Origin of the sequence: Kitasatospora sp. NPDC059088 (genome assembly GCF_042738155.1) — a bacterium.
GTDB lineage: Bacteria > Actinomycetota > Actinomycetes > Streptomycetales > Streptomycetaceae > Kitasatospora.
Genome location: NZ_JBHYGR010000016.1, coordinates 23,656 through 47,933 on the forward strand (window position 1 = coordinate 23,656; position 24,278 = coordinate 47,933).

Annotated in this window: 26 protein-coding genes; 17 read left to right on the forward strand and 9 right to left on the reverse strand. The window is 74.9% G+C overall.

Annotated features, from left to right (window positions below):
• Window positions 1-5: 5 nt before the first annotated feature.
• Both ACFWXO_RS10070 and ACFWXO_RS10075 read right to left on the reverse strand, forming a co-directional pair.
• The gene (locus ACFWXO_RS10070) at window positions 6-902 is read right to left on the reverse strand and encodes an aldo/keto reductase (RefSeq protein WP_380523110.1); all 897 of its coding nucleotides are present in this window, start codon (window positions 900-902) and stop codon (window positions 6-8) included.
• The gene (locus ACFWXO_RS10075; protein WP_380523111.1) at window positions 899-1,792 is read right to left on the reverse strand and encodes an NAD-dependent epimerase/dehydratase family protein; all 894 of its coding nucleotides are present in this window, start codon (window positions 1,790-1,792) and stop codon (window positions 899-901) included. The genes ACFWXO_RS10070 and ACFWXO_RS10075 overlap by 4 nt, the downstream gene beginning before the upstream one ends.
• 182 nt (window positions 1,793-1,974) lie before the next feature.
• Between ACFWXO_RS10075 and ACFWXO_RS10080 the strand changes: the two genes are divergently transcribed.
• The 3 genes from ACFWXO_RS10080 to ACFWXO_RS10090 all read left to right on the forward strand — a co-directional run bounded on the left by ACFWXO_RS10080 (window position 1,975) and on the right by ACFWXO_RS10090 (window position 5,179).
• The gene (locus tag ACFWXO_RS10080) at window positions 1,975-2,898 is read left to right on the forward strand and encodes a LysR family transcriptional regulator (protein ID WP_375892086.1); all 924 of its coding nucleotides are present in this window, start codon (window positions 1,975-1,977) and stop codon (window positions 2,896-2,898) included.
• 127 nt (window positions 2,899-3,025) lie between these two features.
• Window positions 3,026-3,838 (forward strand): nucleotidyltransferase domain-containing protein, encoded by an 813-nt coding sequence (locus tag ACFWXO_RS10085; RefSeq protein ID WP_380523112.1) that lies wholly within the window; start codon window positions 3,026-3,028, stop codon window positions 3,836-3,838.
• Between the two features lie 123 nt (window positions 3,839-3,961).
• On the forward strand, window positions 3,962-5,179 hold the full coding sequence (locus ACFWXO_RS10090) for a glycosyltransferase (RefSeq protein WP_380523113.1): 1,218 nt from the start codon (window positions 3,962-3,964) through the stop codon (window positions 5,177-5,179).
• Window positions 5,180-5,277: 98 nt separating this feature from the next.
• Here ACFWXO_RS10090 and ACFWXO_RS10095 read toward each other — a convergent pair whose 3' ends face one another.
• Window positions 5,278-6,192, reverse strand: coding sequence for a hypothetical protein (locus tag ACFWXO_RS10095; protein WP_380523114.1), 915 nt, complete (start codon window positions 6,190-6,192; stop codon window positions 5,278-5,280).
• A complete protein-coding gene (locus ACFWXO_RS10100) occupies window positions 6,189-6,722 on the reverse strand; it encodes a SigE family RNA polymerase sigma factor (protein WP_375892080.1) in 534 nt (177 codons plus the stop codon). Before ACFWXO_RS10100 ends, ACFWXO_RS10095 begins: the two co-directional genes overlap by 4 nt.
• A gap of 101 nt (window positions 6,723-6,823) precedes the next feature.
• Here ACFWXO_RS10100 and ACFWXO_RS10105 point away from each other — a divergent pair, with 101 nt between their 5' ends.
• From ACFWXO_RS10105 to ACFWXO_RS10150, 10 genes are all read left to right on the forward strand, one after another.
• Entirely contained in the window at window positions 6,824-7,591 is a 768-nt protein-coding gene (locus ACFWXO_RS10105) for an alpha/beta fold hydrolase (protein WP_375892079.1), read from the forward strand.
• Window positions 7,592-7,755: 164 nt separating this feature from the next.
• Window positions 7,756-8,565, forward strand: a complete 810-nt coding sequence (locus ACFWXO_RS10110) for an alpha/beta hydrolase (RefSeq protein WP_380523115.1) — start codon at window positions 7,756-7,758, stop codon at window positions 8,563-8,565.
• A 448-nt stretch (window positions 8,566-9,013) separates the two neighbouring features.
• Window positions 9,014-9,949, forward strand: a complete 936-nt coding sequence (locus tag ACFWXO_RS10115) for an urea transporter (protein ID WP_380523116.1) — start codon at window positions 9,014-9,016, stop codon at window positions 9,947-9,949.
• A gap of 98 nt (window positions 9,950-10,047) precedes the next feature.
• Window positions 10,048-10,353, forward strand: a complete 306-nt coding sequence (locus tag ACFWXO_RS10120; protein ID WP_188310190.1) for an urease subunit gamma — start codon at window positions 10,048-10,050, stop codon at window positions 10,351-10,353.
• Between the two features lie 3 nt (window positions 10,354-10,356).
• Window positions 10,357-11,202, forward strand: coding sequence for a sirohydrochlorin chelatase (locus tag ACFWXO_RS10125; RefSeq protein WP_380523118.1), 846 nt, complete (start codon window positions 10,357-10,359; stop codon window positions 11,200-11,202).
• Window positions 11,203-11,225: 23 nt separating this feature from the next.
• The gene (locus ACFWXO_RS10130; RefSeq protein WP_380523119.1) at window positions 11,226-11,669 is read left to right on the forward strand and encodes an urease subunit beta; all 444 of its coding nucleotides are present in this window, start codon (window positions 11,226-11,228) and stop codon (window positions 11,667-11,669) included.
• A complete protein-coding gene (ureC, locus tag ACFWXO_RS10135) occupies window positions 11,669-13,393 on the forward strand; it encodes an urease subunit alpha (RefSeq protein WP_380523120.1) in 1,725 nt (574 codons plus the stop codon). The genes ACFWXO_RS10130 and ureC overlap by 1 nt, the downstream gene beginning before the upstream one ends.
• Window positions 13,390-14,106: an urease accessory protein UreF gene (locus tag ACFWXO_RS10140; protein ID WP_380523121.1), complete on the forward strand. Its 717-nt coding sequence runs from the start codon at window positions 13,390-13,392 to the stop codon at window positions 14,104-14,106. The genes ureC and ACFWXO_RS10140 overlap by 4 nt, the downstream gene beginning before the upstream one ends.
• A gap of 45 nt (window positions 14,107-14,151) precedes the next feature.
• Window positions 14,152-14,772: an urease accessory protein UreG gene (gene ureG, locus ACFWXO_RS10145; RefSeq protein WP_375892068.1), complete on the forward strand. Its 621-nt coding sequence runs from the start codon at window positions 14,152-14,154 to the stop codon at window positions 14,770-14,772.
• Complete coding sequence (locus ACFWXO_RS10150; RefSeq protein ID WP_380523122.1) at window positions 14,769-15,734, forward strand: urease accessory protein UreD; 966 nt, start codon at window positions 14,769-14,771, stop codon at window positions 15,732-15,734. The genes ureG and ACFWXO_RS10150 overlap by 4 nt, the downstream gene beginning before the upstream one ends.
• Before the next feature lie 66 nt (window positions 15,735-15,800).
• Here ACFWXO_RS10150 and ACFWXO_RS10155 read toward each other — a convergent pair whose 3' ends face one another.
• Window positions 15,801-16,295, reverse strand: a complete 495-nt coding sequence (locus tag ACFWXO_RS10155; RefSeq protein ID WP_380523123.1) for a MarR family winged helix-turn-helix transcriptional regulator — start codon at window positions 16,293-16,295, stop codon at window positions 15,801-15,803.
• A gap of 68 nt (window positions 16,296-16,363) precedes the next feature.
• Here ACFWXO_RS10155 and ACFWXO_RS10160 point away from each other — a divergent pair, with 68 nt between their 5' ends.
• The gene (locus ACFWXO_RS10160) at window positions 16,364-17,239 is read left to right on the forward strand and encodes an NmrA/HSCARG family protein (RefSeq protein ID WP_380523124.1); all 876 of its coding nucleotides are present in this window, start codon (window positions 16,364-16,366) and stop codon (window positions 17,237-17,239) included.
• Window positions 17,240-17,337: 98 nt separating this feature from the next.
• Entirely contained in the window at window positions 17,338-18,960 is a 1,623-nt protein-coding gene (locus tag ACFWXO_RS10165) for a serine/threonine-protein kinase (protein WP_380523125.1), read from the forward strand.
• Window positions 18,961-18,986: 26 nt separating this feature from the next.
• Here ACFWXO_RS10165 and ACFWXO_RS10170 read toward each other — a convergent pair whose 3' ends face one another.
• Genes ACFWXO_RS10170 through ACFWXO_RS10180 form a run of 3 tightly spaced genes read right to left on the reverse strand, consistent with a single transcriptional unit; the run spans window position 18,987 to window position 21,719 of the window.
• Window positions 18,987-19,442 carry a protein phosphatase gene (locus ACFWXO_RS10170; RefSeq protein ID WP_380523126.1) on the reverse strand — a complete coding sequence of 152 codons (456 nt, stop codon included), beginning with the start codon at window positions 19,440-19,442 and terminating at the stop codon, window positions 18,987-18,989.
• Window positions 19,443-19,459: 17 nt separating this feature from the next.
• Window positions 19,460-20,299: an SDR family NAD(P)-dependent oxidoreductase gene (locus ACFWXO_RS10175; protein WP_375892057.1), complete on the reverse strand. Its 840-nt coding sequence runs from the start codon at window positions 20,297-20,299 to the stop codon at window positions 19,460-19,462.
• Window positions 20,300-20,336: 37 nt separating this feature from the next.
• Complete coding sequence (locus ACFWXO_RS10180; RefSeq protein WP_380523127.1) at window positions 20,337-21,719, reverse strand: LuxR C-terminal-related transcriptional regulator; 1,383 nt, start codon at window positions 21,717-21,719, stop codon at window positions 20,337-20,339.
• 163 nt (window positions 21,720-21,882) lie between these two features.
• Here ACFWXO_RS10180 and ACFWXO_RS10185 point away from each other — a divergent pair, with 163 nt between their 5' ends.
• Window positions 21,883-22,809: an NADP-dependent oxidoreductase gene (locus ACFWXO_RS10185; protein ID WP_380523128.1), complete on the forward strand. Its 927-nt coding sequence runs from the start codon at window positions 21,883-21,885 to the stop codon at window positions 22,807-22,809.
• Between the two features lie 127 nt (window positions 22,810-22,936).
• Window positions 22,937-23,713 (forward strand): SDR family NAD(P)-dependent oxidoreductase, encoded by a 777-nt coding sequence (locus tag ACFWXO_RS10190; RefSeq protein WP_380523129.1) that lies wholly within the window; start codon window positions 22,937-22,939, stop codon window positions 23,711-23,713.
• Between the two features lie 20 nt (window positions 23,714-23,733).
• Here ACFWXO_RS10190 and ACFWXO_RS10195 read toward each other — a convergent pair whose 3' ends face one another.
• The gene (locus ACFWXO_RS10195) at window positions 23,734-24,258 is read right to left on the reverse strand and encodes a hypothetical protein (RefSeq protein WP_380523131.1); all 525 of its coding nucleotides are present in this window, start codon (window positions 24,256-24,258) and stop codon (window positions 23,734-23,736) included.
• Between the last annotated feature and the right edge of the window lie 20 nt (window positions 24,259-24,278).

Genomic DNA, 24,278 nt, shown 5'->3' on the forward strand with positions numbered 1-24,278 from the left:
GGCGACTACAGGTGCAGTGTCGCCAGTTCCTCGGCCGTCAGCAAGAGCCCGGCCGCGGCGGCGGAGTCGCGGACGGAGGCGGGGCGGCGGGCGCCGGGGATCGGCAGGACGCCGGGGGACTGGGCGAGGTGCCAGGCCAGGCAGATCTGCTGGGGGCTGACGCCCCGGGCGCGGGCGAGGGCGTGGAACGGGGTGTCGGTCGCCGGTGCGGCGGCGCCCGGGTCGTCGACGGCGCTGGTGGAGATGCCGCCGAGGGGGCTCCAGGGGAGGAAGGCCAGGCCGAGTGCGGCGCACAGGTCGAGGGTGTCGCGGGTGGCGGTGTACGCCGGGGAGAAACGGTTCTGAACGGAGACCAGGTGCGGGCCGAGGATCTCCCAGGCGGTGCGGATCTGCGCGCAGTCCACGTTGGAGATGCCGACCAGCCGTACCGTCCCCGCGTCCACCAGCTCGCGCAGCGCGCCGACCGAGTCGGCGAAGGGCACGGCCGGGTCGGGCTTGTGCAGCTGGTAGAGGCCGATGGCCTCGACGCCCAGCCGCGCGGCCGAGGCCCGGGCGGCCCGGTGCAGGTGGCGCGGGTCGCCGTCGACCGTCCAACTGCCGTCCCCGGGGCGGCCCCGCCCGCCCTTGGTCGCCACCAGGACGTCGTCGGTGCCGCCGCCGTACGTGGCCAGGGCGCGGGCGACCAGGCGCTCGTTGTGGCCCACCTCGTCCGCGTGCCAGTGGTAGGAGTCGGCGGTGTCGATCAGCGTCACGCCCGCGTCCAGGGCGGCGTGGACGGTGGCGACGGCCTGCTCCTCGGCCGGGCGGCCCTCGACCGACAGGGGCATCGCGCCCAGGCCGATCGCGCCGACGCCGAGGCCGCCGATCCGGCGGGTGGCGGGAGTCGTGGGGAGCGTGCTCATGCGTGGGCCTCCTTGACGGCCTGGGGCAGCCAGTCGGTGACGGGGGAGAAGCGGAAGCCCTGGTGGGCCGCCCGGCAGGTGTCCATCGCGTAGCAGTGGTCGAAGGAGAACGGGGAGTGCGGCCCGCCCGCACCGGCGACGGCCAACTCCGGCTCCCGGCCGACCACCTGGCCGACCACGGCGGACAACTCCCGTACGTCCAGGGCCTCCGGGGAGGCCGCGTTGACCGGGCCGGTGAAGTCCGCCTGCGCGGCCCAGGCCAGGAACCGGGCGATCTCCGGCGCGTGGACGAAGGACGCGCGCTGCGGCGACGGGTGCACGGCCACCGGCAGGCCGCGCCCGATCCGCTCCACGTAGTGCGCCAGCCGACCGGTGAAGTCGGCGCCGCCGAGGACGTGCGCGGTGCGGACGGCGACCAGGTCGAAGGGGGCCAGCCGGGTGAGCAGGGCCTCCGCCTGGCGCTTGCCCTCGGCGTAGTTCTCCGACCGGAACTCCTGCTCGGACCAGGGGAGTCGCAGGTCCACCCGCTCGGCCGACAGGTCGAGCGCCTGCTCCGGCAGCGGTGCGCCGCCGGGGCGGCCGAGGTGGGCGTAGACCTCGACGGTGGAGGTGAGCAGGTAGCGCGGGGTGCGGTCGGCGAAGACCCGCGCGGCGACGGCCGCCTGGACGGGCGTGTAGCAGACCTGGTCCACGACGGCGTCGAAGCGCCGGTCGCCGAGCGCGGCGTTCAGCGCGGCCTCGTCGTTGCGGTCGGCGCGCAGGTGGGTCACGCCGTGCGGGGCGGGGACCGAGCCGCGGTTGACCACCGTCACCGCGGCGCCCGCGTCGCGGAGCTCCTCGATCAACTGCCTGCCGAAGTAGCGGCTCCCGCCGATCACGCACACGTCCATCGTTCGGATCCCCTCTGTCCGGCCCGGTTCCGTACCGTGCCGTCCCATGCCGTGCTGTCCCGCACCGTGCTGTCCCGCACTGTGCCGCCCCGCCCGCTGCGGGTCGGCTTCGGTGGTCAGCCTGCCGCGCACGGGGCGACAGCAGTAGTGTCGAGCTGGAGCCCTCGTCATAAGGAGAACTGTTGATCGACGTCCAGCGGCTGGCCGTACTGCGGGAGGTCGCCCGCCGCGGCAGCTTCAACCAGGCGGCGCAGGCCCTGCACTGCACGCCCTCGGCCGTCTCCCAGCAGGTCGCCGCCCTCGAACGCGGCCTCGGCGCGCCCGTCGTGGAGCGCTCCACCCGGGGCGTCACCCTCACCGACGCGGGCCGCCTCCTGGTCGAGGCGGCCGACGCGATCGCCGCCGAACTCGCCGACACCCGGCAGCGCATCGACCGGCTGACCGCCGAACGGACCGCCCTGACCGTCGCCACCTTCGCCAGCGGCGGCCGCCGCCTGCTGCCCGCGGCGCTCGCCGCCTTCGCCGCCGACCACCCCGAGGTGGAACTCACCGTCCTGGAGGCGGAGCCGGAGGAGAGCCTGCCCGCCGTCCGCGAAGGCCGGGCCGACCTCGCCCTCGCCTACCACCTCGACGGGCCGCCGCCCAGCCGCCCCGGCGACCGCTCCGGCCTGGACTGGACCCCGCTCGGCGCGGACCCGCTGCGGGTCGTCCTGCCCGTCCGGCACCCGGCCGCGATCCGCTACCGGGACCGGCCCGAGCCGCCGCACCTGGCCGAACTCGCCGACCAGCGCTGGATCCTGGGCTGCCGCAAGTCCGCCGGCCAGCTCACCCACCACGCCGCCCTGGCCGGGGTCGAGCTGCGGATCTGCTGCACCGCGACCGACTACGAGTTCGCCCAGTCCCTCGTCCGGGGCGGGATCGGCATCGCCCTCATCCCCGAGATCGGCCTCGCCCCGCACCCCGACCTGGTCGCCCTCCCCCTCGCCGAACCCGGCCCCCGCCGCCACCTCGGCCTCGCCCTCGCCCGCCGCCGCCGGGGCCACCCCGCCCGCCTGGCCGAAGACCTGGCCGCCCACCTGACCGGCCGAGGATCAGGCGGGTCCTGACGCGACGGGCCCTCGCGGCCCGTCGACCCGAGGGAGCCGTTCCCGGCGGCGGGGGCCGTCCACGGCGCACCCCGCCGGGCTGGAATGCGGTGGGCCCGGGGGCGGTGGGCGCGCCAGAATGCCCGTCATGCAGGCGATCACCGAGCACATCGAGCACATGGCGGCCCGGCTGGCCGAAGTTCCGGGCGTGGTGGGGGTGATGCTCGGGGGCAGCCGGGCGCGGGGGGAACACCGGCCGGAGTCCGACTGGGACCTCGGGGTGTACTACCGGGGCGAGTTGGACCTCGCCGCCCTGGGGGAGGTGGCGGGCCCCGGGGTCGAGGTCGCCGGGCCCGGCGGCTGGGGGCCGTGGGTGAACGGTGGGGCGTGGCTGCGGGTCGGCGGGGTCGCCGTGGACTGGATCCTGCGGGACCTCGACCGGGTCGAGCGGGTGTGGGCGGACTGCCGCGCGGGCCGCTACGAGGTCGGCGTGCAGGCCGGGCACCCGCTCGGATTCTGGTCGCCCTGCTACGTCGGGGAGCTCGCGCTCGGTCGCGTACTCGCCGACCCGGCAGGGGAGTTGGCCACCCTGCGGGCGCGGGTCGCGGACTATCCCGAACCGCTGCGGGCGGCCCTGACGGCCGGGGCCTGGGAGGCGGAGTTCCTGGTCGGCGCGGCCGCGAAGGGTGCGGGGCGGGGCGACGTGCTGTACGTGTCGCTCTGCCTGTCCCGGGCCGTCGGCGTGCTGGTGCAGGCGCTGTACGCGCGGGACCGGCGCTGGTGCCTGAACGAGAAGGGCGCGCTGGCCGTCGCCGGTCGACTCGACGGTGTGCCCGTCGACTTCGAGGCCCGGGTGCGTCGACTGCTCGGCTCCGCCGGGGAGACGCCCGAGGCGCTGGCCGCGACGGTGGACCGGGCACGGCAGTTGGTCGGGGAGGTGGTGGCGGTCCTGCGCGGATGACCGCACGCGCTTCCCGCCACTCTCAAGCTATAGCGCACGGGGGGCCTTGCCGCAAGGCCCCGGTCGTGCCGCAGAATCTCCCCCTCCAGGGTCGTCCCTGGGGAGAACGGGAGGAATGTCAGGATGCGTGTGGTGCTCTCCACCTACGGTTCGCGCGGTGACGTCCAGCCGCTGGCGGGACTCGCGGTGAAGCTGCGGGAACTCGGCGTGCCGGTGCGGGTGTGCGCTCCGCCGGACGAGGAGTTCGCCCGGCGGCTGGCCGTCGACGGGGTCGAGCTGGTCCCGGTCGGACCGGACGTGCGGGCAGCGGTGCGGGCGGCCGTGAACGGGGCGCCGCCCGCGCCCGGGGACTTCCCCCGGCGGGTGGCCACGATGGTCGGGCAGTTCCACGAGGCCGTCGCGGCGACCGCCGGGCCGGGGGACACGGTGGTGGCCACCGGGCTGTTCCCGGCGGTGGCCGGCGCCCGGTCGGCGGCCGAGACGGTCGGCGCCCGCTTCCGGTACGTCGCCCTCCAGCCGACCATGCTGCCCTCCCCGCACCACCCGCCGTTCGAGTACCCGGGCCACCCGCACCCGCCGGGGGTGACGGACAACCGGGAGCTGTGGCAGGAGAACATCCGCACCATGGACGCGCTGTTCCGCGAGCCGGTCAACGCCCACCGGGCCTCGGTGGGCCTGCCCACCGTGGACCGTGTGCGCGACCACATCCTCACCGACCGCCCCTGGCTGGCCACCGACCAACTCCTCGGCCCGTGGCCGGAGTTCGCCGGGAGCACGGTCGTGCAGACGGGGGCTTGGCTGCTGCCCGACCACCGCCCGCTGCCCGCTGCCCTGTCTGCCTTCCTGGACGCCGGGGAGGCCCCGGTGTACGTGGGCTTCGGCAGCATGCCGATGCGCGGCGCGCCCGACGCGGCCCGCGACGCGGTGACGGCCGCGCGGGCCCTGGGGCAGCGGACGGTGCTCGCCCGGGGCTGGGCGGAGCTGGCCCTCGCCGACGGCGGGGGCGACTGCTTCGCCGTCGGCGAGGTCAACCAGCAGGCGCTGTTCCCCCGGGTCGCCGCCGTCGTCCACCACGGCGGCGCGGGCACCACCACCGCGGCCGCCCTGGCCGGGGTCCCGCAGGTGGTGGTCCCGCAGATGGTCGACCAGCCCTACTGGGCGGGCCGCGTCGCCGAGTTGGGGATCGGTGCGGCCCACGACGGGGCCGTCCCCACCGTCGATTCGCTGACCACCGCGCTCCGAGCGGCGCGGGCCCCGGAGGTCGCCGCGCGGGCGACGGCGCTCGCACGCGAGATCCGTACGGACGGGGCGGAGGTGGCGGCGGGGCTGCTGCTGGGCTGACGGCCCGGGCGGAGCCAGGAGGCCAGGGGCCAGGACGTCAGGCGGTCAGGACGTCAGGAACCTGGAGGCCAGGAACCAGGAGGCCAGGGGCCAGGGCGTCAGGAGGTCAGGAACTGCGACCCCGAGTCCGGGAGCTTGGCGCCGTTCCGGTCGAAGAACTCCCACAGCTTGGCCGTCTTGCCCGCCGGCCGGGCCACCACGACCTGGCGCAGCGGCAGGTCGCCCACGGTGACGATGGTCGGTTCGGTGACGCTCCCGTCCGTCCAGGTGACCTTCACCCGGGCGATGTCCGGCCCGAGGCTCAGCGCGACGATCTCGCCCGGTGCCACGGTGTCGCCCTTGCCGCGGGCGCCCTGGAGGCCGCCGGCGATGTACGCGCCGCTGCGGGGGTCGAGCTTGCCGGGGGCAGGGGTGATGCCCTCGGAGTCGTGGCTCTGCCGGACCCCGTCGACCGTGAAGTAGGTGTTGATGACGTCGGAGCCGGCGTCGTAGTACTGGTCGACGTACTCCGGGGTGGGCTTGCCGACCGCCGAGTCGTACGGGCTGCGCTCCTGCCACACGGCGAGGGCCTGCTCGTACGCCCGGTCCCTGGGCGCGGTCGGCCACACCGCCTGCCACAGCTTCCACTCCTTGCCGTCCGCCGTGGTGCCCTGCCCGAGCACCACCCGGAGCGGGGTGAACGGGTCCCGCGCGGACGGGGTGGTGGGCGTGCCCGCCGTGGGGGTCGGCGGGCCGCCGGTGCCGGAGCCGTGGCCGGTGCCCGCGGCGACCAGCGGCTGGGAGGCGGCCGGGGCCGGCCGCAGCTGGCTGATCGCCCCGCCCGCCAGCAGCACCGCCGAGGCCAGCGCCACGGCGCCGACCGCCGTCCGGCGACGGCGCCGGATCCGCCGGCCGCCCGCCACGATGTCCGCCACCGGCACCGGTCCGATCCGCGCCGTCGACGCCGCCTCGGCCAGGCCCAGCCCGACCCACAGATCGGTGTCCTTGCCCGCTTCCGGGTTCTCCATGGTCATACCGCCCCTCCGATCTCAGTCCTGTCCATCGTCTCCACCAGCGCCGGGACCAGCCGCAGCTTCGCTATGCCCTTCGCCGCGTGGCTGCGCACCGCGCCCACCGAGCAGCCCATCGCCAGTGCCGTCTGGCTGTCGCTCAGGTCCTCCCAGTGGCGCAGCACCACCGCCTCGCGCTGGCGCGGCGGCAGGGTGGCGAGCGCGGCCAGCAGCGCGCCGCGCTGGTCGGAGCGGGCGAAGCCGTCCTCCGGCCCGGCCGCGTCCGGCACCGCGTCGACCAGCAGCTCCGGCGGCCGGCGGCGCCAGCGGCGGGCGTGCTGGTTCACCAGGATCCGCCGCACGTAGGCGTACGGATCGTCGGCCCGACGCACCTTCGACCAGGCCGCGCAGGCCTGTTCCGCCGCCGACTGCACCAGGTCCTCGGCCGCGTACTGCTCGCCGGCCAGCAGGAACGCCGTCCGCACCAGCCGTGGCCAGGCCGCGACGATGAACGTCTGGAACTCCTCGTCCCGTGTGTTCTTCGGTTCTCCCATGAGCACCTCCTCGCCCACCAAGAGCCCACCCGGGGCCGGAAGCGCTTACTCCGCGGAGAAAAGGTTCGCGCCCCACCCTTCCCACGGCTACCATCCGCCGCATGATCCTCTCCCATGACGACTCAGGTGCCGGTCCGGCCGTCCTCCTGCTCCACTCCGCGGTGTGCGACCGGCGGATGTGGGACGCGCAGTGGCAGGCCCTGCTCGACGCCGGCCACCGCGTCGTCCGCTGCGACTTCCGCGGCTTCGGCGGGACGCCGCTCGCCGACGGGCCGTACGCCGCCGGCGCCGACGTCCTCGCCCTGCTCGACCACCTGGGCATCGAGTCCACCGCGGTGGTCGGCGCCTCGTACGGCGGGCGGACGGCCCTGACGGTGGCGGCGCTGCGCCCGCAGGCGGTCACCGCCCTGGCCCTGCTCGGCGCCGGCCGGCCGGGCCACCAGCCCTCCGAGGCCCTGCGGGCCTTCGGCGCCGAGGAGGAGGCGCTGGTGGAGGCGGACGACCTCGACGGCGCCGTCGAGCTCAACGTCCGCACCTGGCTGGGCCCGGAGGCCGACGAGGAGACCCGCGCGTTCGTCCGCCGGATGCAGCGCCACGCCTTCGAGGTGCAGTGGGACGCGACGGGCGGTCCGGAGCAGGAGGAGACCGACCTCGCCCGGATCACCGCCCCGACCCTGGCCGTCGCGGGCGCCCACGACCTGCCGGACTACCGCGCGATCGCCGCCGAACTGCCGGGCCTGCTGCCGAACGCCCGGCACGTCCGCCACCTCGAACTGCCCTGGGCCGGCCACCTGCCGAGCCTGGAGCGCCCGGCGGAGGTGACGGCACTGCTGACGGACTTCCTGCGGGAGTCCTCGGCGGCGCGGTAGCAGGGCGCCGGCCGGGCGGTGGCGGCGCGTCGGCAGGGCCGCGGCGGCGCGGCAGCAGTGCGGTGGTGCGTGTGCGGCGGTCCGGGCCGGGGCGGCTCCGGCGAGTATCGGCCAGGGGGTGGAAAGGCCGGACTCGAACGTGCGTCGGGGGCCATCATGGACGGGTGCACTTCACCTCGGAGACCAGCTCGGACGGCGTCCTGGAACGCCCTTTCGTCCTTGACGGCGTACCCGGCGTGCTCTGGCAGCCGGACGGCTCCGGCCCCGACGACGGCCCTCCCGGCCCCGACGGCCCTCCCGGCCCTGACGGTACGGGCCCCGGCGCGCGGCCGCTGGTGCTGCTCGGGCACGGGGGCGGGGGCGGGCAGGGCCGCTGGGGGCCGCGGGAGCGGGCGCTGCGCTGCGCGCGGCGGTACGGGTGGGCGACGGTGGCGATCGACGCGCCCGGGCACGGCGAGCGGGCGCGCACCGCGCAGGACGAGCGGTTCGCCACCGAGATCGGGCAGTTGCTGGCGGCCGGGCGTCCGGTCAGCGCGTGGGTGGCCCGGCACACGGCGGCGCTCGCGGAGCGGGCCGTGCCGGAGTGGCGGGCGGTGCTGGACGCCCTGGCGGACGCGACGGGGGAGGGCCTGGGGCCGGTCGGCTACTGGGGGTTGTCGCTCGGCACGGTGATCGGCGTCCCGCTCGCGGCCGTCGAACCCCGCATCGTGGCGGCGGTGTTCGGCCTGGCGGGGAACGCCGCGCTGGCGGAGGCGGCCGGGCGGGTGACCGTGCCGGTGGAGTTCGTCCTCCAGTGGGACGACGAACTCCAGCCGCGCGAGGGCGCGTTGGCGCTGTACGGGGCGCTGGGCTCGCGGGAGAAGACGCTGTACGCCAACGCCGGGGGCCATCTGGCGGTGCCCGACTTCGAGGCGGCGGCCTCGGAGGGCTTCCTGCTGCGCCACCTCGGCGGCGGGGGGCCGGCGGCGGCCTGACCGGAGCCGTGTGCGCCGGCGCCCCGATCCGACCACACTTCCACCACATCCACCCGGCGCTTCACAGCTTTCCCACAGCTTTCCCACGGTGTCCGCTGTCCGTATTGCCGGGATCAGCGGAATTTGTCAAGAATTACTTGACATGGTCATATTCCGGCGCTTGTCGAGGGCGAGTAAAACTTCGCAAAGAATTGCCCTCCTCAACCACTCCGTCGGACGTTGATTTCAACAGAATGTTGCAGCTCAGCGGCCCTGCCGTCACCCACCGTCGATTTGGCGTGACCCACCGCGCCCATCCCGCTCCGCAATCCGCAGGAGTACGGTTCCCAACGAATCGCCGAACGGGCTCCCGAGCAATCTCCCGAGCCCCCTCGGCCGTACCGGGGAATTGGTGCGCCGCATGGGTCTGCAAAAGGGTGGGGAAGGAGTCCCGGAAGGGGTTCCGCCGGTGGTCCGTCCGCTATCCGTCAAGTTGGTCGTCGAAGTCCTGCGCGGTGTCGCCCAGGTCGATTTCATGCCGTCCGCCGTGTGCGGACTCCTCTTCGTCGTCGCACTGTTCGCCGCCGGCTGGCAGTACGGCGTCTACGGCCTGCTGGGCAGCGCCGTCTCCACCGCCGCCGGGTACGCTCTCCGGCTGCGGCGGGACACCGTCGAGGCGGGGCTGACCGGGTACAACGGGTGCCTGGTGGCGCTCGGTTGCGCGGTGTTCCTCGACCCGGGCCGCCCGGCCACGGTCGTGGTCGCGGTGCTCGGCGCGGTGGTCGCCGTGGTGGTGACCGCCGGGCTCGGGGTGCTGCTGGAAGGGCGTGGACTGCCCGCGCTGACCGCGCCGTTCTGCCTGGTCGCGACCGCCGTCACGGTGGCCGCGCCCGGGTTCCGGCGGCTGTGGCCGGAGGGCGGCAGCCCGGCCGCGCTGCCCGCACCGGCCACCGGCGGCACCGGCCTGAGCTGGGAACACCTCTGGCACGGGTTCTTCGCCAACATCGGCCAGGTCTTCCTCATGCCCCAGTGGTACGTCGGCCTGCTGTTCCTGGCCGGGCTGTTCGCGGCCGGCCGGCTCGCCGGGCTGATGGCCTGCGTCGGCAGCGCCACCGCACTGCTCACCGCCCGGGTGTTGGGCGCCCCGGCGGAGGCGGTCGAGCAGGGGCTGCTCGGCTACAGCAGTGTGCTGGTGGCGCTGGCGCTGTGCGGGGTGTTCATCGCCCCGGACGGCTGGAGCGCGGCCTACGCCGTGCTCGGTGCGGCGGCCGCCACCGTGCTGACCCCGGCGCTCGGCGCGGTCACCGCGCCGTTCGGCGGCCACGCCTTCACCTGGCCGTTCGTCCTGACCACCCTGCTGTTCCTGGCGGCGGTGCCGGCGATTCCCCGGCTGCGTCGGATCTGAACCCGTAGTCGCCCTAACCTGGTATTCCGTCGGCCAACTCCCCTGCAATTCCTATGACTTGCATTTCGTCGGATTCTCGGAAAGGAGAAGTGGTTCCGATGAACCTCTCCCCGCGTGAGATGGACAAGCTCTACATCTACGTCGTGGCCGATCTGGCCCGCAAACGCCGCGACCGCGGCGTCAAGCTCAACTACAGCGAGGCCTGCGCGCTGATCAGCGAGGCCATCATGGAGGGGGCCCGGGACGGCCGCACCGTCGCCGAGTGCATGGAGATCGGCAAGCAGGTCGTCAGCAACGCCGAGGTCATGCCCGGCGTCCGCGAGATGCTGCCGCTGCTCCAGGTCGAGGCCGCCTTCCTGGACGGCACCAAGCTGGTCTCCTGTCACGACCCGGTCGGTGCCTGACCCATGACCGCACCACAGTCCGCCACGGTCGTGCTGGCCGGCGGGCACGAGAGCGACGGCGGCCGCGACCTGGCCGCCCTGGTCGGGCAGGGGCGCGGGCAGGGGCACGGGTACGCCGGGCACGCGGCGGCCGCCGCCGGGCGCCCGCTCGCCGAAGCCGTCCGGTCCGCCCTGGCGGCCGGGGACGGGCCGGTGTGCGTCGTCCCGATGACCCTCGGCCGCGACCCGAAACTGATCGCCGACACCGCCCGCGCGCTGCGCTGGCTCGCCGCCGGCGAGGGCCGCGGACGGCTCGCGCTCACCGCACCCTTCGGCGCCGCCGAGCACCTGATCGGCTGGCTGCGCGCCGCCGCGGCCACGGCCGGCGACGGGGACGCCGTCCTGGTCACCGCCCCGGCGGCCGGGCCCTTCGAGGACGCCGAACTGTTCCGGATCGCCCGGCTGGTCCGCCAGTACGGGCGCCACCACCGGGTCGAGGTCGCCTTCACGGGCGGCGACCCCGACCCGGCCGAGGGCGTCGAACGCTGCCGGCTGCTCGGCGCCGGGCGGGTCACGGTCGTCCCGGCCTCCTTCGGCACCGCACTGCCCCCGGGCCCGACCGGCGAGGGCGTCCGGGACGGCGGCCCGCTGCTGCGCCCGGCCGCGATCGCCGGAGTGGTCGCGGCCCGCACGGCGGCGGCGCTGCACCTGCTCGGCCACGGCGAGGACGGCATCCTGGCCGGCCTCGACGCCGAGCACGGCCACGGCTACGCCCACAGCCACGGCCCGGGCGAGGCGCACCACCACCACGGCCACCCGCACGCCCCCACGCACCCCCACCCCCGAGCACCTGCACACACCCCCCACTGAACCGGCAGAGAGGAAGGCCAGCCATGTCCGGTGGCGCTGCATACCTGTACGGCGACGACCCGGTGGAGATCAACGCCGGCCGCGCCAAGGCCACGATCACGGTCAGCAACACGGGCGACCGCGCGATCCAGGTCGGTTCCCACTACCACTTCTTCGAGGCCAACCGCGCCCTCGACTTCGACCGCAACGCCGCCTTCGGCAAGCACCTCGACATCCCGGCCGGCACCGCCGTCCGCTTCGAGCCGGGTGACACCAAGGACGTCACCCTGGCCGAGTTCGGCGGGCACCGCCGCCTGGTCGGTTTCAGCAACCTGGTGGACGGCGGCACCACCGCGCGCGACACCCGTGCCCGGGCCATCGACCGGGCCATCGCGCGCGGCTTCAAGGGCACCAACCTCGACCTCAAGGACGACGACCTGCACGGCAGGGACTTCCACATCCGGACCCACTCGGAGGGCGACCGCTGATGGCCATGCTGTCCCGCAAGCAGTACACCGACCTCTTCGGCCCCACCGTCGGTGACCGCTTCCACCTGGCCGACACCAACCTCGTGGTCGAGGTCGAACAGGACTTCAACCAGGGCCACTACGGCGACGAGGCCGTCTACGGCGGCGGCAAGGGCATCCGCGACGGCATGGCCCAGGACCCGGCCGCCACCTCGGCGCAGGGCGCGCTCGACCTGGTGATCACCAACGTCGTCGTGCTGGACCCGGTGCTCGGCGTGGTCAAGGGCGACATCGGCGTCAAGGACGGCTTCATCACCGCCGTCGGCAAGGCCGGCAACCCGCACACCCAGAGCGGGGTGCACCCCAAGCTGGTGATCGGCCCCGGCACCGAGGTGATCTCCGGCGAGCACCTGATCGCCACCGCCGGCGGCATCGACACCCACATCCACTTCATCGCCCCGCAGCAGGCCCAGGAGGCGCTGAGCAACGGCATCACCACCCTGATCGGCGGCGGCACCGGCCCCTCCGACGGCACCAACGGCACCACCTGCACCCCCGGCCCGTGGAACATCGGGCGGATGTACCAGGCGGTCGAGGACCTCCCGGTCAACGTCGGCCTGCTCGGCAAGGGCAACGGCTCGCTGCCGGGCGCGCTGCGCGAGCAGGTCGAGGCCGGGGTGTGCGGGCTCAAGGTGCACGAGGACTGGGGCAGCACCCCGGCGGCCATCGACAGCGCGCTGCGGGTCGCCGACGAGTACGACGTGCAGGTGGCCATCCACACCGACACCCTCAACGAGTCCGGCTTCTTCGAGGACACCCTGTCCGCGATCGACGGCCGCACCATCCACACCTTCCACACCGAGGGCGCGGGCGGCGGCCACGCCCCCGACATCATGCGGATCGCCGGCGAGCCCAACGTGCTGCCGTCCTCCACCAACCCGACCCTGCCCTACACCGTCAACTCGGTGGACGAGCTGCTCGACATGGTGATGGTCTGCCACCACCTCAGCCACGACATCCCCGAGGACGTCTCCTTCGCCGACTCCCGGGTGCGCGCCGAGACCATCGCCGCCGAGACCGTGCTGCACGACGAGGGCGTCATCTCGATCTTCTCCTCCGACTCGCAGGCCATGGGCCGGATCGGGGAGTCCTTCACCCGCGCCTTCCAGACCGCCCACCACTGCAAGGCGCAGCGCGGCAAGCTGGACGGCGACAGTGAGCGCAACGACAACGTCCGGGTGCTGCGCTACCTCGCCAAGCTCACCATCAACCCGGCGATCGCCTCCGGCACGGCCGAGTACATCGGCTCGCTGGAGCCCGGCAAGCTCGCCGACATCGTGCTGTGGCCGATCAACTCCTTCGGCGCCAAGCCCAAGCTGGTCATCAAGGGCGGCCTCATCAACTGGGCGCTGATGGGCGACCCCAACGCCTCGCTGCCCACCCCGCAGCCGGTCTACTACCGGCCCATGTACGGGGCGCTCGGGCGGGCCAGGCAGGCCACCCGGATCACCTTCATGTCCCAGGCCGCCGTCGACCTCGGGGTGCCGAAGGAACTCGGCCTGGACAGCCGGGTGCTGCCGGTGCGGCACTGCCGCTCGGTCGGCAAGCAGCACATGGTGCGCAACGACGCGCTGCCGAGGATCGCGGTCGACCCGGAGACGTACAAGGTCACCCTGGACGGCGAGCCCGCGACCATCGAGCCGGCCCGCGAACTGCCGCTCAACCACCTGTTCTACCTCGCGTGAGCGGCGCCGACCCGGGGCCCGCCGACGCCGGGCTGGACGCCCTGCTGGTCAGCCTCCAGCTGACCGACTCGGCCTTCCCCAGCGGCTTCTACACCCTCTCGCACGGCCTGGAGGGCTACGCCCAGGCCAAGGCCGTCACCGCCGACACCATGCCGGTGCTGCTCGCCGACCTGCTGCGGCACAGCGTCGGACCGGCCGACGCCACGGCGCTCGCCCTGGCCCACCGGGCCGCCGGCGCCGGGGACTGGGCGCTGCTCGCCGAGACCGACCAGCGGCTGCACGCCACCAAGCTCAACCGCGAGCTGAGGCTCGCCGCCACCCGCACCGGGCGCCAACTCCTGGACATCGCCCGGGAGTCGGTGGGCGGCGAGCCGCTGGAGCGGTACGCCGCCCTGGTCGCCGACAAGCGCGCCCCCGGCTGCCAGGCGGTGGCCGCCGGGGTCGCCTACGCCTCGGCCGCCGTCCCCGTCGAACAGGCCGTGGCGGGCGACCTGTTCGCCTTCTGCACCAGCTTCGTCGGCGCCGCGCTGCGGCTGCGGCTGACCGACCACCGCAAGGCGCAGGTGGTGCTGCGGGCCACCGCCCCGGTCATCCGCGAGGTCGTGGCGGCCGCGCTGGAGCGGGAGTCGGCGGACCTCGGCGGCTGCGTACCGGTCGCGGACGCGATGTCCGGACGGCACGAACGGGCCGAGGCCCGGCTCTTCGCGAGCTGAACACCCGCTGAACGCTGGACACCCCTACGAATGGAGGAGGACCCCATGACCGAGAACGTGCTCCGGGTGGGCATCGGCGGCCCGGTCGGCTCCGGCAAGACGGCGCTCATCGAGGCGCTGGTGCCGGTGCTGATCGAGCGCGGCCACCGCCCCGCGGTGATCACCAACGACATCTACACCCAGGAGGACGCCCAGCACGTCCGCCGCACCCTCGCCGGGGTGCTCGACCCGGAACGGGTGGTCGGCGTCGAGACCGGCGCCTGCCCGCACACCGCCGTGCGCGACGACCCGACCATGAACCTGGCCGCCGGGGCCGAGATGCTGGAGCGCTTCCCCGACGTCGACACCCTGCTGTACGAGTCCGGCGGCGACAACCTGACCCTGACGTTCAGCCCGGTGCTGGTCGACCTCTTCCTGTTCGTCCTCGACACCGCCGAGGGCGAGAAGATGCCCCGCAAGCGCGGCCCGGGCATCACCGAGTCGGAGCTGCTGGTCATCAACAAGACCGACCTCGCCCCGTACGTGCGCGCCGACCTCGGCGTCATGGAGTCCGACGCCCGGCGGGTCCGCGAGGGCGGGCCGGTGGTGCTCACCAACTGCCTGACGGGGGAGGGGCTGGAGGAGATCGCGACCTTCCTGGAGACCTTCCGCAAGGTCCCGGCGTGACGGTGGCCGCGCGGGCCCCCGAGGGGCGGCGGCCGGTGCCCCGGCTCGACCCCCGGCACTACGAGCCGGCCCGGGTCCCGCAGGCGGTCCGCCGGTACGCCGGGACGCCCGACACCCTCGCGGTCGGGCGCCCCGGCAAGGTCGGGCTGCTGGAGCTGGCCTTCGAGCGGATCGGCGGGCGCACCGAACTCACCGGCCACTACCAGAAGTCGCCGCTGCAGATCATGCGCCCGCTGTACTTCGACCCGGCCCGCCCCGACCTCGCCGTCACCCTGCTGATGTCCACCGGCGGCGGCATCCTCCAGGCCGACCGGCTGCGCACCGACATCCGCTGCGGGGCCGACACGGCGGTCCACCTGACCACCCAGGCGGCCACCAAGGTCTACCGGATGGAGTACGACTACGCGACGCAGCTGGTCAATCTGGAGGCCGGGCCCGGCGCCTACGTGGAGTACCTGCCCGAGCCGGTGATCCCCTTCGTCGACTCGCGCCTCTACCAGCGCACGGTGCTCACCGTGGACCGGGGGGCGACCGTCCTGGCGGGCGAGACCGTCCTCGCCGGCCGCCTCGCCCGGGGTGAGCGCAACGCCTACCAGGTCTTCGCCTCGGACCTCGAAGTGCGGCGCCCCGACGGCGAGTTGGTGGCCCTGGACACCGTCCGGCTGGAGCCCGCCGGGGCCGGCGTCACCGGCCCCGCCGTACTCGGCGGGCACGACGTGATGTCCAGCCTCTACGTGCTCAGCCCGCTCGCCCCCGCCGCCCGGATCGCCGAGGCGCTGCACGAGGCCCTGGCCGACCGCGGCCTGCTGTACGGGGTCAGCGTGCTGCCGCAGGACAGCGGTGCCTGGCTGCGGCTGCTCGACTCCGACACCCGCGTCTGCGCCGCCGCCCTGCGGGCCGCCTGGGACGCCGTCCGCCGGCTGCTGATCGGGGCGCCGGCGCCGGAGCTGCGCAAGACCTGACGGGGCCGGGGGCCGGGGGCCTTGCCGGGCGGGGGAGGCCTGGTCGGGCCCGGAGTCCTGGCGGCCCTAGGAGTCCCGGTCGCCCCCGGGGCGCAGGTCCGTGTCGGCGAGGCGGGCGATCTGCCGGTGGCTGAGTTCGACCGTGCGGTTCATGTGCCGAAGCAGGAAGGCCAGCTCGTCCTCGCTGTCCTCGGCGAAGATCGCGGCCCAGTCGCCGCCGAGCTCGCGCCAGACCTCCCCGAAGCGCGCCAGTGCGTCGGGGAGGACGGCGACCAGCACCCGGCGGCGGTCGGCCTCGTCCCGCTGCCGGGCCACCAGGCCCGCCTTCTCCAGGCGGTCGACCAGTCGGGTCGCCGAGCCGCTGGTCAGTCCGGTCAGCTCGGCGACCCGGCCGGTGGTGACGGGGCCGTCCTCCAGGGTGAGCAGGTTGAGGCACTGGACGTCGGTCGGGTGCATGCCGAGGTGGTCCGCGACGGCCTGGTTGAACAGCACGTAGGAGGCCAGGTAGCGGCGCGAGAGCGGCCAGAGCCGGGCCAGCAGTTCGTCGCGGTGGGGGGTCATGGGGCCAGGGTAACCGGCAGGCCGTTAATCATTTGCGTCACGCAGAGATCTCTTCGTATGTTGTCTGCATGACGCAGATAATATCTCGACCCCCCGTCGCCGTCACCGGAGCCACCGGCGCCCAGGGCGGCGCCACCGCCCGGGCCCTGCTCCGGGCTGGCCGCCCGGTCCGGGCCCTCACCCGCGACCCCGGATCCCCGGCCGCCCGCGAACTCGCCGCCCTCGGCGCCGAGCCGGTCCGTGCCGACTTCGACGACCCGGCCTCGCTCGCCGCCGCCCTAGACGGTGCCGGGAGCCTCTTCGCGATGTCCACCCCGTTCGGGACGGACCTCGACACCGAGGTCCGCCAGGGCATCGCCCTGCTCGACGCCGCCCGCGCCGCCGGCACCGTGCGGCACGTCGTCCTCACCTCCGCCACCAACGCCGACCGCTCCACCGGCATCCCGCACTTCGACTCCAAGCAGCGCATCGAACAGCACCTCGCCGGCCTCGACCTGCCCTGGACGGTCATCGGCCCGGCGGCCTTCCTGGACAACTACGCCAACGACTGGACCCTCGCCTCGCTGCGCGAAGGGGTCTTCCCGCTGCCCATGCCCCCCGGCGTCCCCCTCCCGGTGATCGCCGCCGAGACCATCGGCGACTTCGCCGCCCACGTCCTGGCCCACCCGGACGACTACGCGGGGCGGCGCATCGACATCGCCTCCCAGTGGTGCACCGGCGAACAGATCGCCGCCGCCATCACGGCGGCGGCCGGCCGGCCGGTCCGCTGCCAGGAGGTGCCGCTGTCCGTCGTCGAGACCTACTCCCAGGACCTCGCCGCGATGTTCCGCTACTTCCAGGAGGTCGGCCTGGAGATCGACACCGACACCCTGCACGCCGAGACCCCGGCCGTGCAGTGGCGCACGCTGGAGTCCTGGGCCGCCGGGCAGACCTGGGACCTCTGACCCGCTCCGCCCCGGCGGCGCCGGCCCGCCCCGTCGGCCAGGCCGGTGCGGGACTGCCGGTGTCACCGATGACGGACCGCGCCCCTACGATGACCGTCATGAATTCTGGGGGGCCGGGGCTCCAACTCATCGACGGACGCTTCGAACTGGTGGAGCGGCTGGGCGGCGGCGGCATGGGACTGGTGTGGCGGGCACGCGACACCCTCCTGGAGCGCGAGGTGGCCTTGAAGGAGGTGCGCCCGCCCGACCCGGCCGACCTCGCCGGCGACCCGGGCGCGGCGGCGGTGCTGCGCGAGCGGGTCCTGCGGGAGGCCCGGTCGCTGGCCCGGCTCAACCACCCCCATGTGGTGACGATCCACCACATCGTCGACCGGCCCGAGTACCCGCACCCCTGGCTGGTCATGGAGCTGGTGACCGGCGGCTCGCTGCACGAGCGGCTCGCACGCGGCCCGATGACGCCCCTGGAGGCGGCCCGGCTCGGCCGCGGCGTGCTGTCCGCCCTGAGCGCCGCGCACGCGGCCGGCATCCAGCACCGCGACGTCAAGCCCGGCAACGTCCTGCTGCGCCCGGACGGCACCCCGGTCCTCACCGACTTCGGCATCGCCGCGCTGTCGGAGGCGCCCAGCCTGACCACCACCGGCGCCCTGATCGGCTCGCCCGAGTACATAGCCCCCGAGCGGGTCCGCGGCGAGGAGGGCAACCCGGCCTCCGACCTGTGGTCGCTCGGCCTGATGCTGTACGTCGCGGTGGAGGGGCAGCACCCGCTGCGGCGCGCCACCACCCTCGCCACGCTGGCGGCCGTGCTGGACGAGCCGGTACCGGCCCCGGTGCGGTCCGGGCCGCTGGGCCCGGTGCTCGCCGCCCTGCTGGTGCGGGACACGGCCGCGCGCCCCGACGCCTGGCAGCTCGACCGGCAGCTCGCCGACGCCGAGGTCGCGGCGGCGGCCGAGGCCCAGGCCGGGGCGGTCGGCACGGTCCGCCTGCTCCCGCCCGCGGCCGCCACGGCCACGGCCACCGGCCCGACGGCCACGGCCACCGCCCCGCCGCCGACCGGGTACGCCACGGGGCACCCCACCGGGCAGGCCTACGGCCCGCCGCAGACCCTCGGCCAGGAGCCGCGCGACGCGACGCCCCCGCCCCGGCCCGGCAGGCTGCGCGGCGCGCTGCGCACCGGCTACCTGGTGCTGGTCCCGGTGCTGATGGTGAGCATCGGCTTCGCCGTCCAGCACTTCGCGGCCCAGGGCGACAGCACCGCCACCCCGCCGGCGGCCTACCCGGGCCTGCTGACGCCGACGGGCGCGCGCAGCGCGATCCAGTCCATGAGCCAGAAGTCGGGCGGCCGCGCCTTCCTGGAGTTCACGCTCCGGCAGGACTCCGGCGACGCCCTCGTCGCGACCGCCGCCAACCCGAACCTCTACGACAGCCTCTCCTACCGCGACGGCAAGTCCACGCCCGGCATCCGCTCCGGCACCGTGGCCTTCGGCGAGAAGCCGCTGGACCTCCGGTCCGTCAACTGGGACGCCCTCCCCGCGCTGCTGCAACGGGCCGACGCCGAACTCGGCATCACCCATCCGACCAGCCACTACGTGTTCCTGCACGACGCCCAGGGGATGGGCGACACCGAACCGTCGCTGCTGGTGTACGTCGCGGACGCCTACGGCGCCGCCTACCTCAGGGCGGACTTCGACGGCACGGTCGTGAAGGCGTACCCGCGCAGCTGAGGACCGGTCAGTCGCCGCAGGACCGGTCAGTCGGTCGAGGGCCGGGCCCAGCGCTCCACGAACTTCCGCTGCCAGGGCGTCTCCACGGCGTGCCGGCCGTAGTGCTCCCGCACGTACCCGACCGCCTCCGCCGCCGGCACGCCGTCCAGCACGGCGATGCAGGCCAGGGCCGTGCCGGTGCGCCCGCGGCCGCCCGCGCAGGCGAGTTCGACCCGCTCGCCGGTGCAGCGCTCCCAGGCCTCCCGGAAGGCGTCGGCGGCGTCCGTGCGGTCGGCGGGCAGCCGGAAGTCGGGCCAGCGCACCCAGCGGCTCTCCCAGGGGAGCGGCTTCGGTTCGCGCCCCAGCAGGTAGATGCCGAAGTCGGGGCGCGGGCCCGGCGGCAGCGGGTTGAGGACGCCGCGGCCGCGCAGCAGCCGCCCGGAGGGCAGGCGCAGCACGCCCGGGGCGTCGGGGGCCCAACTCGTGCGGGGGTGCTCGGTCATGTCGTTGATGTCGCCTTTCAGAGGTCGGCGTGCCCGACGAGCTTCAAGCAGCGCTCCCACAGCTCGGCCCGGGCCCGCAGGTCGTAGGCCTGGCGGTTGGCGCGGGCCTCGCGCAGCCGGTCGTAGTAGCGGCCGGTGGTGCCGGCCAGGGCCGGGTCGGTGACCAGCCGGTGGGTGGCGGTGACGCCGTCCTCCAGGCTGTCGATGCTGTGGCCGATCTCCCGGAGCACCATCTTGGTGGGCATGTACGTCGACGGGTGGAGGCTGTTGACGGTCACTTCGGCGGCCGGCACCCGGGCGGCGAGCTCCATGCCGCAGGCGATCTGGGCGAGCTTGCTGCGGCAGTACGCGCTGGTGCCGTCGTAGCCGTTCTCCAGCATGAGGTCGTCGAAGTCGATCTCCTGCTGTCCGGCGGAGGCGACGTTGACGATCCGGGCGGGCGCGCAGGCGCGCAGCAGCGGCAGCAGTTCGAGGCTGAGCAGGAAGCCGGCCAAGTGGTTCACGGCGAAGCGCAGTTCGTGGCCGTCGGCGCTGGTGCGGCGGGTGCGGCCGTCGGGTTCGCCGGCGCCTATGCCCGCGTTGTTGACGAGGACGTCGAGCCGGCCGGTGGTGGCGCGGACCTCGGCCGCGAGGGCGCGGACCTGCTCCAGCTCGGCGAGGTCGGCGAGCAGGGTGGCCGGGCGGGCCGTCCCGTGGGCCTCGGCCACCTCCCGGGCGGTGCGGTCGAGCCGGTCCCGGTCGCGGCCGTGCAGCAGGAGGGTGGCGCCCTCGGCGGCCAGGCGGTGGGCGAGGGCGCGGCCGAGGCCGTCGGTGGAGCCGGTGATGAGAACGGTCCGCGGTGGGGTGGGCGTGGTCATCGGGACTCCTGTCAACGGGTGTGGCGGCGGATCCGGTTCAGGATGCCACGTGCAGCCGCGCGCCGCCGGGCATCCCGGCGCGGTGGGCGAGGGCGGCCGCCTCGCCGCGCGAGCCGACACCCAACTTGGCCAGGATGTTGGCGACGTGGAACTTCACCGTGGACTCGCTGATGTGCAGCTCCGCGGCGATGTCCCGGTTGCGGCGGCCCTGGGCGAGCTGGTCGAGCACCTCCAGTTCGCGCGGCTGGAGCCCGTCCAGCGGGTCGGTGACGGCGGTCGGCGAGGGCATGCCGAGCGGCAGCTCCACCGTCACGGTGGTGCCCCAGTTGGGGACGGACTCGACCTCGTAGCGGCCGCCGAGGGCGGTGATCCGGTCGGCCGTGCGGTGGACGGCGAGGGCGTCGGCGGCGAGCACCCCGAGGCCGTCGTCGCGCACCACGGTGCGCAGCGCGCCGTCTGCCGTGAACTGCCAACTCAGGTGCAGCCGACCGGGCTTCTCCTGCTCCATCATCAGCATGACGGCGCACTGCACGGCGGCCCGGGCGGTGTGCGCGGTGTCCGCGGGGATGGACCGGGTGGCGTCGGACGGCGGCGCGAGGTCGAGCCGGACCCCGGTGTGCCGCAGCAGCGGGCGCAGTTCGCGGGCGAGCCGGGCGAACGCGGCGTCGGCGGGCTCCTCGCTGAGCTCGCGGTCCAGGTCCGCGGCCCGGCGCAGGTCGAGCAGGGCGGTGACGGCCAGGTCGGTGGCGGCCCGGCGGGCGGCGCGGTCGTCCAGGTCGGCCGAACGCAGCGGCGCCAGGACGGCGGTCAGCGCGGCACTGTGGGTGCCGGTGAACTCGGCGATGGTCCGGGCCCGGGTGACGGCCGCGGTACGGGAGATCATCGCCTGGCCGGGCGCGGCGTCGGTGGCGCGGTGCTCGGAGTGGGCGATCACCAGCTCGCACACCTGCTGGAGGACGGCGAGCGCACCGGCCGGCACCGGCGCGGCGTCGCCGCGGACCAGGACCAGCAGCACCTCCTTGTCGTCGGCCGGAGCGGCGATCACCACCACCGGCCGGGTCCGGCCCGCCAGTTCGGCCTCGCCCTGCCAGGGGCGGCCGGCCGAGGTCGTCCCGGCGGCCTGCTCGGCGAGCCGGGCCAGCTCCAGCCCGGAGAGGCCGCCGACCAGCTCGCGCGGGCCGTGGGCGTTGGCGGGGGAGTAGGCGCAGACACCGCTCAGGTGGGCGATCGCGACGTGCGGGACGAGCGTGCGGACCACCGCCGACAGCCGCGGCACCACCTCGGGCCGGGGCGCGCGCAGCACCTCGACGGCCCGCGCCAGCGCGTCCTCGGGGCGGCCCCAGTGCTCCCGCCAGGCCTCGTCGGGGCCGGGGCCGTCCACCGCGTCCATGCCTTCGTGCGACTCCATGCCTGCGTCCATGCCCTTCACCCTAGTTCCGGGGCCGCCCCCGGCCGCCCCTCCCTTCGGCCAGGTGGAACTGTCCGAACGGCCGGCCGGGGGCCTGCGGCCGGCGCCGCAGGATGGAGCCGTCGGAACGAACAACCCCCGGACGGACAACGCCCGGACGAACCGAGGATCTTCCATGACCAAGGCCATCGCTTTCCCCCGGTACGGCGACGCGGACGTGCTGCGCCCGATCGAGCTCGACCTGCCCGCCCCCGGGCCCGGCCAGGTGCGGGTCGCGGTCCGCGCGGTCGGCGTCAACCCGCTGGACCACAAGGTGCGCAGCGGCGCGTTCGACGGCATCATCCCGGTCACCTTCCCCGCCGTGCCCGGCTACGAGGTCGCCGGGGTGGTGGAGGCGGTCGGCGCGGAGGTCACCGCCTTCGCCCCCGGCGACGAGGTGTTCGGCGCCCTGATGGGCGGCGGCTACGCCGAGCACGCGCTGCTCGACGCCGACCAGGTGGTGGCCAAGCCCGCCACCTTGAGCTGGGAGGAGGCCGCGGCGATCCCGGTCGCCGCCGAGACCGCCGAGCGGGTCCTCGACATCCTGGGCGTGCGCTCCGGGGAGACGCTGCTGGTGCACGGCGCCGCCGGGGCCGTCGGCACCCTGCTGCTCCAGTTCGCCCGGGCCCGCGGCATCACCGTGGTCGGCACCGCGAGCGAGGCCAACCACGCCTACCTGCGGGAGCTGGGCGCGATCCCGGTGACGTACGGCGAGGGCCTGGCCGAGCGGGTGCGGGCGGCCGCGCCGGGCGGGGTCGACCGCGTCCTGGACGCGGCGGGCAAGGGAGTGCTGCCGCTCTCCGTCGAACTGGCGGGCAGCGCCGAGCGGGTGCTGACGATCGCCGACATCCCCGGCGCGCAGGAGCACGGCATCCGTTTCAGCGGCGGAGCCGAGGGCGGCGAGTCGTACCACGGGCGCGCCTTCGCGGCCGCCCTCGCCCTGCACCGGGCGGGCACCCTGCGGCTGCCGCTGCACCGGGTGCTCCCGCTGGCGGAGGCGGCGCAGGCGCACCGGATCAGCGAGGACGGGCACGTGCGGGGGAAGATCGTCCTTACGGTCTGAGCGGCCTGAGCGGCCTGAGCGGTCCGAGCGGTCCGAGCGCTACCGCCGTCCGGGCCGGTCCGCTGTCGACCCGGGCCCGTCGGGCGGAAGTCCGGCCCCGCGCCGCCGCGCTCGGTAGAGTCCCGCCATGGTGACTCTGAACGCGGCGGGGCGGCTGGCCGGCCGTTCCTGCGTGGTGACCGGCGCGGCCAGCGGCATCGGCCGGGCCGTCGCGGAACGCTTCGTCCGGGAGGGCGCGTCGGTGGTGGCCACCGACCTGGACGCCGAGGGGCTGGACCGGCTGGCCGGGCGGTTCCCGGAGGCCGTCGGCACGGTGGTCGGTGACGTGTCCGTCGACGCGGACGCCCGCCGGATGGTCGCGGCGGCCGTCGAACGGCACGGGCGGATCGACGTGCTGGTGGCCAACGCCGGGGTGATCCCGCTGATGGACATCACCGAGGCGAGCGCCCAGGACTGGGACCGGGTGATGGCCGTCGACGGCCGCGGCATGTTCCTCACCTGCAAGTACGCGATCGAGGCGATGCTCGCCCAGGAACGGCCGGGCGGCTCGATCGTCTGCCTGTCCTCCATCTCGGGCGAGGCCGGCCAGCGCGGCCAGGCGGTGTACGGGCCCGCCAAGTTCGTCGCCTCCGGGCTGACCAAGCACCTCGCCGTCGAATGGGCGGACCGCGGCATCCGGGTCAACGCCGTCGCCCCCGGCACCATCGGCACCGAGCGGGTCGCCCGGCTGCGGGACGAGCCCGGCGGGCCCGAGTACCTGGCGGCGATCGAGAAGCTGCACCCGATGGGCCGTCTCGGCGACCCGGCCGAGGTCGCCGCCGCCGTCCTCTTCCTCGCCTCCGAGGAGGCCTCGTTCATCACCGGCGCCGTCCTGCCGGTCGACGGCGGCTACCTGGCGCAGTAGCGGGCGGGGCGCGGGGCCGATCAGGCGCCGCCCGCCGTTCCGACGTCGCGGACCCAGACGGGCAACGGCGGGAGGGGCGGCCCCGGGACCCAGTTCCCGTCCGCGTCCAGGACGTCCCCGTCGTTCGGGGGTTCGTCGAGGTCGCCGATGTCCACCAGTTCGGTGCGCAGGACCGTGCCGGGCTCGTCGTCGGCGAGGTGGTCCGCGACGATCGGGCCGAGGTCCGTGGTCGGCAGGTAGTTCCCGCGGAACGGCAGGTCCCGCGGCCCGACCGAGCCGGTCGAGCAGCGCAGTTGCCCGGCCAGCACGTCGTGCCAGACGTAGAAGGTGGCCGGCCCGTGGTGGCCGAGTGCCCGGACCCGCTCCAGGAGCAGGGCGGCGGTGCGCTCGAAGGCGTCCACCACCTGCTGGACGGTCAGCGTCCGCCGGTCCTCCTCCTCGGCGGTCATCCACCAGGTGTTGGTCCGCTGCTCCGCCGGACGGTCGTCCGGGTCCAGTACCAGCGGGTCGTCCGCGAGTTCGGCGATCCACGTGAGCAAGGGCATGGCGGCAGTATCCCAGCCGC